11 protein-coding genes and 1 tRNA gene are annotated in these 13126 nt (G+C 40.2%); 5 read left to right on the plus strand and 7 right to left on the minus strand.

The annotated features are described in order from the left end of the window. Window positions 1-16 precede the first annotated feature (16 nt). The 5 genes from G592_RS16400 to G592_RS0111480 all read right to left on the minus strand — a co-directional run bounded on the left by G592_RS16400 (window position 17) and on the right by G592_RS0111480 (window position 6605). Window positions 17-2296, minus strand: a complete 2280-nt coding sequence (locus tag G592_RS16400) for an ATP-binding protein (RefSeq protein WP_242830169.1) — start codon at window positions 2294-2296, stop codon at window positions 17-19. Between the two features lie 774 nt (window positions 2297-3070). Continuing rightward, entirely contained in the window at window positions 3071-4156 is a 1086-nt protein-coding gene (gene asd, locus G592_RS0111465; RefSeq protein WP_028247942.1) for an aspartate-semialdehyde dehydrogenase, read from the minus strand. Window positions 4157-4223: 67 nt separating this feature from the next. Next, on the minus strand, window positions 4224-5603 hold the full coding sequence (gene argH, locus G592_RS0111470) for an argininosuccinate lyase (protein WP_036952741.1): 1380 nt from the start codon (window positions 5601-5603) through the stop codon (window positions 4224-4226). 19 nt (window positions 5604-5622) lie between these two features. After that, entirely contained in the window at window positions 5623-6258 is a 636-nt protein-coding gene (locus G592_RS0111475) for an epoxyqueuosine reductase QueH (RefSeq protein WP_036952744.1), read from the minus strand. Further along, complete coding sequence (locus tag G592_RS0111480) at window positions 6258-6605, minus strand: hypothetical protein (RefSeq protein WP_028247945.1); 348 nt, start codon at window positions 6603-6605, stop codon at window positions 6258-6260. Before G592_RS0111480 ends, G592_RS0111475 begins: the two co-directional genes overlap by 1 nt. A gap of 147 nt (window positions 6606-6752) precedes the next feature. Here G592_RS0111480 and G592_RS0111485 point away from each other — a divergent pair. From G592_RS0111485 to G592_RS0111505, 5 genes are all read left to right on the plus strand, one after another. Next, window positions 6753-6825 (plus strand) — tRNA-Thr (locus G592_RS0111485). A 29-nt stretch (window positions 6826-6854) separates the two neighbouring features. Next, window positions 6855-7922, plus strand: a complete 1068-nt coding sequence (locus G592_RS0111490) for an ABC transporter ATP-binding protein (RefSeq protein ID WP_028247946.1) — start codon at window positions 6855-6857, stop codon at window positions 7920-7922. Next, window positions 7915-8742 carry an ABC transporter permease gene (locus G592_RS0111495; protein WP_036952748.1) on the plus strand — a complete coding sequence of 276 codons (828 nt, stop codon included), beginning with the start codon at window positions 7915-7917 and terminating at the stop codon, window positions 8740-8742. The genes G592_RS0111490 and G592_RS0111495 overlap by 8 nt, the downstream gene beginning before the upstream one ends. Continuing rightward, window positions 8739-9524, plus strand: coding sequence for an ABC transporter permease (locus G592_RS0111500; protein ID WP_028247948.1), 786 nt, complete (start codon window positions 8739-8741; stop codon window positions 9522-9524). Before G592_RS0111495 ends, G592_RS0111500 begins: the two co-directional genes overlap by 4 nt. Then, the gene (locus tag G592_RS0111505; RefSeq protein WP_028247949.1) at window positions 9524-10591 is read left to right on the plus strand and encodes an ABC transporter substrate-binding protein; all 1068 of its coding nucleotides are present in this window, start codon (window positions 9524-9526) and stop codon (window positions 10589-10591) included. Before G592_RS0111500 ends, G592_RS0111505 begins: the two co-directional genes overlap by 1 nt. A 98-nt stretch (window positions 10592-10689) precedes the next feature. On the opposite strand, the gene G592_RS0111510 is transcribed toward G592_RS0111505, so the two are convergent. After that, window positions 10690-11325 (minus strand): DUF5688 family protein, encoded by a 636-nt coding sequence (locus G592_RS0111510; RefSeq protein ID WP_028247950.1) that lies wholly within the window; start codon window positions 11323-11325, stop codon window positions 10690-10692. A gap of 96 nt (window positions 11326-11421) precedes the next feature. Further along, window positions 11422-13101, minus strand: coding sequence for a DNA repair protein RecN (recN, locus tag G592_RS0111515; protein ID WP_028247951.1), 1680 nt, complete (start codon window positions 13099-13101; stop codon window positions 11422-11424). Window positions 13102-13126: the final 25 nt, after the last annotated feature.

Below are 13126 nucleotides of genomic sequence, written 5' to 3' on the forward strand. Positions count from 1 at the left end.
CTTAAGAAAACAATAGTTACAACAACTCTAAAATTCTATCTCTATCTACCGCAACTGTTAATTGTTTGATTTTATTATAGGTATCCTTATAATCCTCAGGAATACTGTATTCTCCAAGCATTGAAAGAATATAATCTATAGCGTCATAATTATATGCTTCAGCCAATTCTTTAATATCCTTAAATGCTCGCTTCAAATCATCCTCTGGAATCAGTGGTTTGTCTGTATTATCCTCATCTTCCATAGCAGCCTTTAAATGTTCTTTATAGCTTCTGTATTTTTCAAGTAAAGCAGGTGTCCTTTCATGAATAGCGATAAAATTACCTTCATTTCCTTCTGCCTCTAAATCTGCAGCCATCTTTGAAAGCTCCATAGCTCCGATTAATCTTGCCGAGCTCTTTAGGGCATGGACATAAACTGTATAATTTCTTAAATCACCATCATTCAAATATTTTTCAATAGCATCCGCTTTATTATCCAGAGAAACAAGGAAGTCTTTAACAACATTTTCAAGCACCTCTGCCCCACCGCAATTAGTGATAGCTTGCTTCAAATCAATTTCTTTAAGGTTAGCAAGGAAGCTTCCTTCCGGAATATCTAATTTTCCATCAAAATACTTTTCAAAACCATTGTCGATAGCTACGGATTCTATCTTTTCTGGAGGTAAATAGAACTCCATCATCTTTTCCAGCTCTACGGAGTTAACAGGTTTTGCCAGATAGTCATTAAAGCCTATATTCTGATACTCCTGCTTTGCACCTGATACAGCATTTGCGGTAAGGGCAATTACAGGTGTTGCCTTATTAATATTTCCATTTAAAACCTTCATCTTTTCAAAGGTTTCGATACCATCCATTTCCGGCATTCGATGATCCAGGAAGATGATATCGTATTTCTTTTCTTTAACCTTATCTAAGGTTTCAAATCCACTAATAGCTGTATCTACATTTACAAGGGTCTTCTTTAAAAGACTCTTTATAACAGTAAGGTTCATTTCAGTATCATCTACCACAAGAATATTGGCAGTAGGTGCCTGGAATCTCTGATGATATTTTTCTGCTGAATTAATAAATTCCTTGTATTTGTCTTTGAAATCACCGATTTCATCCCAGGAAACAACCTCCTGTTTAACGAAAAATCTAAAGGATGAACCTTTGCCGTACTCACTTTCAACAATAAGCTTTGTATCCATCAAAGCTAAAAGCTTACGAACAATACTCATACCAAGGCCAGTGCCTTCGATTGTTCTATTTCTAATCTCTTCAATTCGCTCGAATGGGGAATAAAGCTTTGCTAAATCACTTTCTTTAATACCTATACCTGTATCACTTACCTCGAAATGAAGAATTATATTGTTCTCATCACTCTTTTCATAAGAAACGCTTAAAGCTACAATTCCTTTTTCTGTATATTTGACAGCATTAGTAAGCAAATTTGTAACAACCTGCTTTAGTCTAATTTCATCTCCAATGAGAAGTGAAGGTATAGAACTATCTACATTTATTTCTAAATCAAGGCCCTTTTCTTCCGCTCTTGCCGCAATAAGATTTACCAAATCATTTACCATGGAAGCAAGATCGTACTGAACTGGTAAAATCTCCATTTTGCCAGCCTCAATTTTTGAAAAGTCCAAAATATCATTTACAAGAGAAAGAAGCGAGTTTCCAGCTGATTTGGCATTATTGGCATACTCCAGTATCTGTTCATCAGTACATTCCCTGATAATCATCTCATTCATACCGATGATAGCATTAATAGGAGTACGTATTTCATGAGACATATTTGATAGGAAGCTTGATTTAGCTTCACTAGCCTGTTTTGTAATTTCAAGCTCTGTCTCCAGCTTTTGCTGTTTCTCATATCTTTCAATATAATCGGCCATTTCCAGAAGTGTAGACTTTGCATAATCCGACAACACCTCTATCTCATCGCCTGTTTTTATTTCCATATTGCTAATCTGTCTTATGACCTTCAGCTTGTCCTCATCCTTGGTAAGAACAAAAGAATGCATAAAGTCAGACATAAGTCCCAATGGTCCACCTATAGATGTCTTTGTATAGTAATTTGCAATGGCTGCCAGAGGAACACCAACACACATCATCAAAAGGCTCATCTTTATATCAAATATGATAGCCATATCATTCATTTTGTAATTGGCATCTGATATATATGAGTAAACATTACCATTCATATTATCTATAGTTTCACTTTTGTTTTGGACATCAATGGTATCAATCATCATTGCCTTCAAATCCGGAAATAAAATCGGTATAAAGAAGGCTACTGATATGCTCAATACTAACTCAACTGCAATAATAATTGTTGTTATTTTAATACTTACTTTTGTTTTTCTGTTGTATCTATGATAAAACTCATTTCTTTGATACTCCTTTGTATATCCATAAGCTAATGGAAAAAGAGTTTTAGAGGTATCTGATCCAAAATTAAAAAAAATAGCTAATATAAGAGTTGCAGTAGATACTAATATAAAGGTTCCACAAAAATAGCCTAAAATAACCATCCAAAATGGATCTGATAAATCATTTCTACTTACAACCGGAAAACAGAGTATTGCTATAATTGTTGTCAAAGTGGATGTTATCAGTACCGCTAAAACAGATTTGACAGCACTTTTAAACCAAAAATATTGAGAAAAAAGAGAATAACCAAACATAGCTATTAGAAAAACGGCCATAGAATATGCTTGTTCACTATTAAAAATCAAGGAAACAAGAAAACATACTATAAAAGAAAACATGCTTATAAGATATCCATATAAGCCTGCAATAAGCAAAAAAGGAAAAAGAAAAATTATTATATATATATACCCCAATTTGTACACAGGATGGGAATGAAAAACAATAGAAAGCACACAAATAAGAGTAAAAAAAGCCCATATAGTCGAACTAATTATTGTTAAATTTTTGTTAGCTACATATTTGCTTTTAATTGTCCCCATAAAAACCTCTTAAACCGCAGTCAAAAATACCCCTTCTTATCTTAGCATAAGAAGGGGTAATAACTTGTGAATTAGCTGTTAAATAAGTGTCAACAAACAAGTGCTAATATTCTATTTCTTTGTGATGTAGCCCTGAGCCTTAAGAAGCTCTGCGCAAAGTACAGCGCCGCCTGCAGCACCACGAACTGTGTTGTGTGAAAGTCCAACGAACTTCCAATCGTAGATGCTATCCTCACGGATACGTCCAACAGAAACGCCCATACCGTTCTCGTAATCAACGTCGAGAGATACCTGAGGTCTGTTGTCCTCTTCCATATAACGGATGAACTGCTTTGGTGCGCTAGGAAGCTTAAGCTCCTGTGGAACACCTGAGAAGTTGTTGATTGCATCGATAAGCTGCTGCTTTGTAGGCTGCTTTCTAAACTTAACAAATACTGCAGCTGTGTGACCATTGAGAACTGGTACACGGATACACTGGCATGTAATCTTTACATCATCAGCTGGAACGATAACTCCGTCCTTGATTTCGCCCCAGATTCTAAGTGGCTCCTTCTCTGACTTCTCTTCCTCACCTGAGATAAATGGGATGATGTTGCCTTCCATCTCTGGCCAATCCTTAAATGTCTTACCTGCACCTGAGATAGCCTGGTATGTTGTAGCTACTACCTCGTATGGCTCGAATTCCTTCCAAGCTGTAAGAACTGGTGCATATGACTGGATTGAGCAGTTTGGCTTAACTGCAACGAAACCACGTGTTGTACCAAGTCTCTTCTTCTGGAACTCGATAACTTCCATGTGCTGTGGATTGATTTCAGGCACTACCATAGGAACATCTGGAGTCCATCTATGTGCTGAGTTGTTTGAAACTACTGGAGTCTCAGTCTTTGCATAAGCTTCTTCAATGGCCTTGATCTCGTCCTTAGACATATCAACAGCTGAGAATACAAAATCAACCTCTGAAGCTACTTCCTCAACCTCGTTTACGTTCTTTACGATGATGTCCTTCACTGCTTCTGGCATTGGAGTAGTCATTTTCCATCTTCCGCCTACTGCATCCTCGTATCTCTGACCGGCACTTCTTGGGCTGGCAGCAATTGTAGTAACCTCAAACCAAGGATGGTTTTCTAATAGAGAAATAAATCTCTGACCAACCATACCAGTTCCACCAAGAATTCCGACTCTTAATTTCTCGCTCATTTCAAACACTCTCCTTAAATTTGTTTTTCTGTCGCGGACATTTGTCCGCCGCAGTCGTTATACGGCATTATAAACTATTAAGGAACTCCTTGCAAGCATTAATTTCCCCAATCATAGCGTCATGTCCAGGAGCACCTGTTGTAAGTCGCTTATTTACGCAGGTTTCCATGGAAATTGAATCGTAAATATCTTCTTCAAAAACTGGAGAAATTGCCTTTAATTCCTCTAATGAAAGCTCATCGATAGACTTGTCCCTGTCTATGCAGTAAAGAACAAGCTGACCAATGATACCGTGTGCATCTCTGAAAGGCACACCTCTATTAACTAAATAATCGGCAGCATCAGTGGCATTTGTGAAGCCCTTCTTAGCAGATTCTGCCATTACCTCTTTGTTGAATGTCATAGTGGCAAGCATGCCATCAAAGAGAACGATACAGTTCTGTACTGTCTCCATGGCGTCGAATGCCATCTCCTTGTCCTCCTGCATATCCTTATTGTAAGCAAGAGGGATACCCTTCATAGTGGTAAGAAGTGATGTAAGTGCACCGTAAACACGGCCTGTCTTACCACGAACAAGCTCTGCAATATCTGGGTTCTTCTTCTGTGGCATGATAGATGAGCCTGTAGAGTAAGCATCGTCAATCTCTACGAAACGATACTCATTACTGTTCCAGATAATAACTTCCTCTGAAAAACGAGAAAGATGCATTTGAATTGTAGCAAGGGCTGATAAAAACTCGATAAGATAATCTCTGTCAGAAACACCGTCCATGGAATTTAAAGTAGGACCATCAAATTCCAAAAGCTCTGCTGTCATATCTCTGTTAAGTGGATATGTGGTACCAGCAAGGGCTCCCGAACCAAGTGGACAGTAATTCATGCGAACTCTGATATCGGAAAGACGAAGTACGTCTCTTCTGAACATCTCAAAGTAAGCACCCATATGATGTGCAAGTGTGATAGGCTGAGCCTTCTGAAGATGTGTGAAACCAGGCATGATAGTGTCGATGTGCTCTTCCATGATACCAAGAATGGTCTGAAGTAAATGTGTAAGAGCCTGAGATGTGGCATCGACCTGGTCACGTGTGTAAAGACGCATATCAAGAGCCACCTGGTCATTACGGCTGCGGCCTGTGTGAAGCTTCTTTCCTGCGTCTCCTATTCTATCGATAAGGTTAGCTTCGACAAAGCTGTGGACATCCTCGTACTCAGAGGTAATCTCAAGTGCCCCTGAATTAACATCATTTTCAATGCTGTCGAGACCAGCCAAAATCTGGTCACGCTCATCGTCAGTGATAACTCCAACAGAAGCAAGCATTTTAACATGTGCTCGGCTACCGCGGACATCCTGCGCAAACAGTTTTTTATCAAAACTGATTGAAGCATTGAAATCATAAACCATCTGATCGGTAGATTTTGTGAATCTACCTCCCCACAACTGTGCCATAACTAATCCTCCGTGTTTCTTAAGTCTGTTCTTTTTGTAACTGTCTTTCATTATATGAATAAACGCATCCACAGTAGTCCTGTCGATACATATCATATTCCGCTGATAACTCTGTAGACCTCTTAAAGCCCTCCTTCTTTTTGAAGTCGGATGGAAGCCATGCCACTCCCAATTCTTCGCCTATACGAATCCCGATTTCATTGAGAACCTGAGAATCTTTCATTGGAGATATTGTAAGCGTTGTTGTGAAAAAGTCAAAGCTTTTTTCTAAAGCAACTTCAGCTGTCCGTCTGAGACGGAGTTCGTAGCACTTGTGACAACGTGCTCCCTTTTCTGGTTCGTGCTCTAGGCCTTTGGCCATTTCGTAAAAACGAAGCTTATCATAATCTCCTTCAATGAAGCTGACAGGATGCTTTGCAGGGAAAGCCTCGATGAAACGCTGCTGCTCCTTCACCCTGTGATAGTATTCCTCGTCCGGATATATATTAGGATTGTAATAAAACACTGTGATATTGAAATACTGAGATAAATACTCAATACAATAACTGCTACATGGCCCACAACAGCTATGTAGCAATAAAGAAGGCACGCGGCCTTCTTTTTCAAGTTCTGCTATTAACTTATCTAATTCTTTTTGATAATTAATCTTTACCATTATCTACTTGCCCAAATAAATAAAAATGCAATGGCGAAAACATAAATGAACGCCATAAGTACCATAAATGCAACCTGTGATGCAAGGATGCCGATAACAATCTGCGCGATAAACACAAGACCATGAATCCAGATAGGGATTCTGTTAAGGCATGCAGCAAGAGCAGCCTCAAGCACTACCATCACACAGGCAACCACAACATTAATATCGAAAGCTACGCAGGAAACGATGATGGCCACAACCGAAAAAACAACCAGCCATATAAGTGCTATCAATGGAAGATTATCCTTATTAATATAGGATTTAAGAACTGATGTAGGTAATGTCTTTTTAGTATTCTGAGCCATGTTATTCTCCTAACCTTTTTAATCATTTTTTTACAAGTGTCATTATAATAAAATAGCCCGATTTTCTCAACAATATAATTGATTTTTTTAGGTAATTATATTAGACTAAAAACCGCAGTTACATATATAAATTGCTTGTTTTTTATTGCTCCGATAGCTCAGTTGGTAGAGCACCTCACTCGTAATGAGGGGGTCGTCAGTTCGAGTCTGATTCGGAGCTCTTTTCATATAGATAAGGAGGATGAAAAATTGGAATTTATTCAATTCGATCACGTATCAAAAAGCTACGACAAACAGCTTGTCTTAGATGAGCTGGATTTATACATCAAGGAGAACACCTTCGTGACTCTTCTTGGCCCATCAGGTTGTGGTAAGACTACCACTCTCCGCCTTTTAGGTGGTTTTGAAAAGCCTGATTCAGGACGCATCTATCTCAACGGAAACGACATCACCATGCTTCCAGCGAACCTTCGTCCTATCAACACAGTATTCCAGAAGTATGCTCTTTTCCCACACATGACTATCGAGGAAAATATCGCATTTGGTCTCAACATCCAGAAGAAATCAAAGGAATACATCAACGACAAGATTAAATACGCTTTAAAGCTTGTAAACTTAGACGGCTTCGAGAAGCGTTCCATCGATTCACTTTCAGGTGGCCAGCAGCAGCGTATCGCCATTGCCCGCGCCATCGTAAATGAGCCAAAGGTTCTTCTTTTAGATGAGCCACTTGGCGCCCTTGATTTAAAGCTTCGTCAGAACATGCAGTACGAGCTTATGAAGATTAAGCAGGAGCTTGGCATCACATTCCTTTACGTTACACACGATCAGGAAGAGGCTCTTACCATGTCTGACACTATCGTAGTTATGAACCAGGGTTACATTCAGCAGATTGGTTCTCCAGAGGACATCTACAACGAGCCTGGAAATGCTTTCGTTGCGGATTTCATCGGCGAGAGCAATATCATAGAAGGAATCATGATTAAGGATGAGCTTGTTTCATTCCTTGGCGTTCAGGTTCCTTGTGTTGACCGTGGATTTGGTACCATGAAGCCAGTCGACGTTGTTATCCGTCCTGAGGATGTGGAGCTTGGGGCTCCTGGAAAGGGATTCATGGATGGCGTCATCACAGACTGTCTCTTCAAGGGTGTTCACTACGAGCTTGATGTTCAGTGTGGTGAATACGAGTGGCTAGTTCACACTACCAAGTACTTCGAGGTTGGCCAGCACGTTTCATTAAATGTAATACCATTTAACATCCAGATTATGAACAAGCCTGAATCAGAGGATGAGGAGGTAATGAAGGAAGATGATTAATCGCTTTAGAACAAGCTTCCTTGCAGCACCTTATGCAGTCTGGGTATTGATTTGCACTATTCTTCCACTGTTTTACATCTTAGGATATGCCCTGACAAATGACGCAGGAGGCTTCACCCTTGCAAACTTACTTGCAATCACCGATGCAGTTCATCTGAAGTCACTTTGGCTTTCCATCGAGGTTGCTTTTGTCACCACAATAATCTGCCTGATTATTGCTTATCCAGTTGCGCTTATTTTGCATAACCTGAAAATCACAAACAAAGGATTCGTAGTATTCCTTTTTATCCTTCCAATGTGGATGAACTTCATGCTTCGTATTCTTGCATGGCAGATCATCCTTTCAAACAACGGAATTTTAAACAGCATTCTTTCAGCTATTGGCCTTCCAACAGTCCATATTTTATACACTAAGGCTGCTGTTACACTTGGTATGGTATACGATTTCCTGCCTTACATGATTCTGCCTATTTACAACGCTTTATCAAAGGTAAGCGATTCTGTAGTAGAGGCTGCTGCCGACCTGGGTGCCAATTGGTGGACTACTTTCATTAAGATTACTGTTCCACTTTCAAAGGATGGCATCATCTCAGGCATCATTATGGTATTCGTACCAGCCCTTTCTTCATTCGTTGTTTCCAACCTTTTAGGTGGAGGAAAGGTTCTCCTTATCGGTAATGTTATCGAGCAGGAATTCACTCTTGCAAGAAACTGGAATTTAGGTTCCGGCCTTTCAATCATTCTCATGATATTCGTGCTTCTTTCTATGTCTATCATGAACAGGATTGATGATTCTGAGAATGGAGGTATGCTTGTATGACAAAGATTAAAAAAGGTACATCCTACTTCTATCTCGGGCTTGTATTTTTGTTTTTATACGCACCTATCTTAGTGCTTATTGTTTTATCATTTAACGACTCAATGTCACGTACAGTATGGGGCGGATTCACATTTAAGTGGTACATGAATCTCACCTCAAACGACAACATAATGGGAGCCCTTGGCACCACCATCAGAATCACTCTCACATCTTCAATACTGGCTACCATCCTTGGCACATCAGCTGCCATCGGTATCCACTACATGAAGAAGAGACATGCTGCAGTTATGCTTGGTGCCACCAACATCCCACTTTTAAATGCAGATATCGTTACAGGTATCTCACTGATGCTTCTATTCACCAGATTCACTCCACTTGGAGAGTTTTCAGTAGTGCTTGCACATATCGCATTTTCGGTACCATATGTAATCTTCAATGTACTTCCTAGATTACAGTCACTTTCCGAGGCATGCTTTGAGGCAGCCATGGATTTGGGAGCCACACCAAGCTACGCTTTCTACAAGGTAGTATGGCCAGAGATTTTCCCTGGTGTTTTATCAGGATTCTTAATGGCTCTTACAATGTCACTTGACGATTTCACCATCACCTACTTTACAAAGGGTGCCGGTGTTAACACTCTTTCTACTATGCTTTACACACAGCTTAGGAAGGGAATCCAGCCAGAGCTTTACGCCCTGTCTACTATCCTGTTCTTACTTGCATTCATTCTTCTGCTTGTAATGAACTTCAAAAAGGATGTTAGAAAGGAGGCTGCAAAATAATGAAAAAGAAATTTATTAGCCTTCTTAGTATTTTTGTTTTGTGTGCTACCCCAGTTCTCAGCTTTACAGGCTGCGGTTCTGATGCAGAAGCCACTGACACACTTGTTGTTTTAAATTATGGAAAATACATCGAAGCTGATGTTCTGAAAAGATTCCAGCAGGAAACTGGAATTAAAGTTAAATACGAAGAGTACGAATCTGTTGAAGATATGTACGCTAAATACAAGGCAGGTTCCATCAATTATGACGTTATCTGCACTTCCGACTACATGATTGAGACTATGCGTCAGGAAGGTGAGCTCATCCCTATCGATTACAACTCTCTTCCAAATTATGAAAACATAGACCCAGATATCATCGAGTCTTCAGCAGCCTTCGACCCTACCCACAAGTACACCGTTCCTTATTTCTACGGTACAGTTGGTATCCTTTACAACACCAACATGGTAGATAAAAAAACTGTTTCATCCTGGGATTGCCTCTGGGATCCAGCATTTAACAACCGCATCGTAATGATAAATTCTCAGCGCGATGCATTTATGGTTGCCCAGAAAAAGCTGGGATACGACATCAACACCACAGACAGAAAAGAGCTGGATGACACCTTCAATCTTCTCTGTGATGAAAAGAAATACGTATATGCGTACCTTCAGGACGAGACCTATGAGTGTATGATTTCCGAGGATGCTGCCATGGCAGTATGCTACTCCGGAGAAGCAGCCATGGGTATGGAATACAATGATGATTTGGATTACATCGTGCCTGATGAAGGTGGAAACCTTTGGATTGATTCCTGGTTCGTGCCTCGCACCTGCAAGCACTATGATGCAGCCATGAAATGGATAGACTTTATGTGTGAGGAACAAGCTGCCACAGAAAACTTTGAGTACGTATGGTACGCTACACCAAATACAAAAGTTGCACAGCACGAGGATGAAGAGACTCTCGCTGATGAGACTGTGTTCCCAACAAAAGAGACTCTGTCACGCTGCAAGCTTTATGAAGCTTACGATAAAGACACCCTCGACTATACAACTACATTATGGAAGAAGCTTAAAGCTTACTAGAACCTACGCTGGTTACGGTAACAAGCATTAGTATTTCCCCGCTCAACTAACATGTTTCGCTAAGGAAATCTAATAGCTTGTTACCTACCAGCTTATTTTTATGCAACCAAACTTACTTTATTTTCTTTTCTATTATAAAAATATAGATTGTCTGATAAAACTTCATCACTAGGTAAGTCAAACCTATTTACATCCTCGATGAGACTTTTCAACGCTTTAACGTCCAGCCCCTCGCACTCTGATGACGCTACCAGGATGAGCTCATGAATAGAACATGGAATAATGTAAAGATCTGACTTTTTTCTGGCTGCGAAAGCCTTTAGCATATCTTTGTAAAGGACCACACCGGCCCCGTAAGTGGCAATGTTGTTTGTGGCAACATATAAAGGTGTGTACTTATCCTCCTGCTCTGCTATCTCTGTGAGAGCCTCATCATCCATGTATGAAGCAATTGTACTGAAGATTCCTCTAATCTTGAGTCCAAGAAGTCTAGGTGTGTTCTCCAATGCGTGCTCCATAAGAGTATCCACATCAATTCCCCACTTCTCCATCAGCTGATTGTCCACCAGCATGCTGGCATTGCCATCGTCGATTTTCACCTCAGTGAAATAAGCATAAAAAATCACAGCCATATCAAGATAATCCTTGTGTGGCACATTGCTTAAAAGTTCCTGATGCTTTTCCTTATTAATCAAAGAAAAAACAATAGATTTATTAAATTTTTCAAATGTCATATAGCCTCCGCTTATGACACAAATCAAATGGGAATAAAACGAAAAAAGTCTGCATGGGACCATGCAGACTTCATTATATCATCAAAATTTTATAAATCAAGCTCTTTCTTTATAACTTTTTGCCATATCCTTCATTTCCTTGGCATTAGTCATAACAGCCTCAGTGATAGCACTACCACCAAGCATTCTTGCAAGCTCATCGATTGTCTCATCACCAAGAAGCTTCTTGATACCAGAGATAGTATGGCCATTCTCCACACTCTTCTCGATAAGGAAATGTGTGTCAGCCATCGCAGCAATCTGAGGTAAGTGTGTGATACAGATAACCTGATGATTTGCAGCTACTGTAGAAAGCTTCTCTGAAACAGCCTGTGCTGTACGGCCTGAAATACCAGCATCAATCTCATCAAAGATAAGTGTGTCTATTCCACCATCAGAAGCCAAAACAGTCTTGATAGCAAGCATTATTCGGCTCATTTCACCACCTGATGCTATGTCCTTAAGTGGACGAAGTGGCTCACCTGGGTTGGTGCTGATAACAAACTGCCCGTCATCCACACCGTTATCTGTGAAATGATCCAAACGATTCAGCTCCATATCAAACTCACAGTTAAGGAAATTCAAATCGCTCATAGCAGCCTGCATTTTTACAGCCAGCTCCTTAGCTGCCTTATGACGGATATCAGAAAGCTTTCCTGACAATGACTCCAGCTCAGCTGTAGCATCATCCACCTTTTTCTTAAGCTCTGACAAGTACTCATCAAAGCTTTCGAACTTTGCTTTCTTCTCCTGACGAGCTTTAAGCTCCTCTAAAATAATCTCGATGGAAGGACCGTATTTATCCTTTAGACGGTTGATTTCGTTAAGACGAACCTCCACCTCATTGAAACGTCCTGCATCGAAAGATGTATCTGCCATGTAGCTTGAAAGCTCACGGTTAAAATCGGAAATGATGCTGTCGGCGTCATTTAACATTGAAAGTAAATCTGCCGCCTTCTCATCGATTGACTCTATATATCGTAAATCCGAAATAGCTGAACTGAGGGCATCTGAAGCTCCACCTTCACCGGACATAGCCTCGTGTGCTCTCTGGAAATGATCCATTGTCTTGCTGAAATTAGAAAGACGTCTGTACTCATCTTCCAGCTCCTCGTCCTCGCCAGACTTAAGATTTGCTGATTCGATTTCATTTATCTCATGGTCAAGAAGAACAATCTCACGTTCCTTTGAGATATCACTCTTCTTTGCATCCTCAAGCTCCTGCATAAGAGCACGGTAATTCTTGTAGCTCTCAGCTATCTGTGCCTTTAAATCGCCGATTTGATTCTTGGCAAACTCGTCGAGAAACTCCATGTGCTTGTGTGTATTAAGAAGAGACTGGTGCTCCTTTTGGCCGTAAATATCCAGAAGGATGTCTCCAACCTCCTTCATCTTTGCCGCAGGAACCTGCTCCCCATTAATTTTGGCAACACTTCTAGACTCGGTAATCTTTCTGCTCATGATTACCTCATCATCGTATGGCTCCACGCCTAAATCACGAAGTGCCTCTTTTGTTTTTTCATCATCTACGAGATATACCGCCTCAACAAAGGCCTCAGAATCAGAATCTCTAAGAAAATCCTTAGATGCCTTATCACCCAAGCTAAGGTGAAGTGCGCCCAAGATAATTGATTTACCTGCTCCGGTCTCGCCCGACAGAATGTTTAGCCCCTTTGAAAAGATGATTTCTTCTTCATCTATTAAAGCCAAATTTTTAACGTGCAAACTAGCTAGCATCTTATTCTCCTTTTTAACCCATTTC

Source organism: Pseudobutyrivibrio ruminis CF1b, from assembly GCF_000424005.1.
GTDB classification, from domain to species: domain Bacteria; phylum Bacillota; class Clostridia; order Lachnospirales; family Lachnospiraceae; genus Pseudobutyrivibrio; species Pseudobutyrivibrio ruminis_C.

What these genes read in the sequence shown, in the direction of transcription:
- argH (WP_036952741.1), bottom strand. Translation starts at nt 5,603, where the DNA reads ATGGCACAGTTGTGGGGAGGTAGATTCACAAAATCTACCGATCAGATG.
- G592_RS0111500 (WP_028247948.1), top strand. Translation starts at nt 8,739, where the DNA reads ATGACAAAGATTAAAAAAGGTACATCCTACTTCTATCTCGGGCTTGTA.
- G592_RS0111480 (WP_028247945.1), bottom strand. Translation starts at nt 6,605, where the DNA reads ATGGCTCAGAATACTAAAAAGACATTACCTACATCAGTTCTTAAATCC.
- G592_RS0111510 (WP_028247950.1), bottom strand. Translation starts at nt 11,325, where the DNA reads ATGACATTTGAAAAATTTAATAAATCTATTGTTTTTTCTTTGATTAAT.
- G592_RS0111495 (WP_036952748.1), top strand. Translation starts at nt 7,915, where the DNA reads ATGATTAATCGCTTTAGAACAAGCTTCCTTGCAGCACCTTATGCAGTC.
- asd (WP_028247942.1), bottom strand. Translation starts at nt 4,156, where the DNA reads ATGAGCGAGAAATTAAGAGTCGGAATTCTTGGTGGAACTGGTATGGTT.
- G592_RS0111505 (WP_028247949.1), top strand. Translation starts at nt 9,524, where the DNA reads ATGAAAAAGAAATTTATTAGCCTTCTTAGTATTTTTGTTTTGTGTGCT.
- recN (WP_028247951.1), bottom strand. Translation starts at nt 13,101, where the DNA reads ATGCTAGCTAGTTTGCACGTTAAAAATTTGGCTTTAATAGATGAAGAA.
- G592_RS0111475 (WP_036952744.1), bottom strand. Translation starts at nt 6,258, where the DNA reads ATGGTAAAGATTAATTATCAAAAAGAATTAGATAAGTTAATAGCAGAA.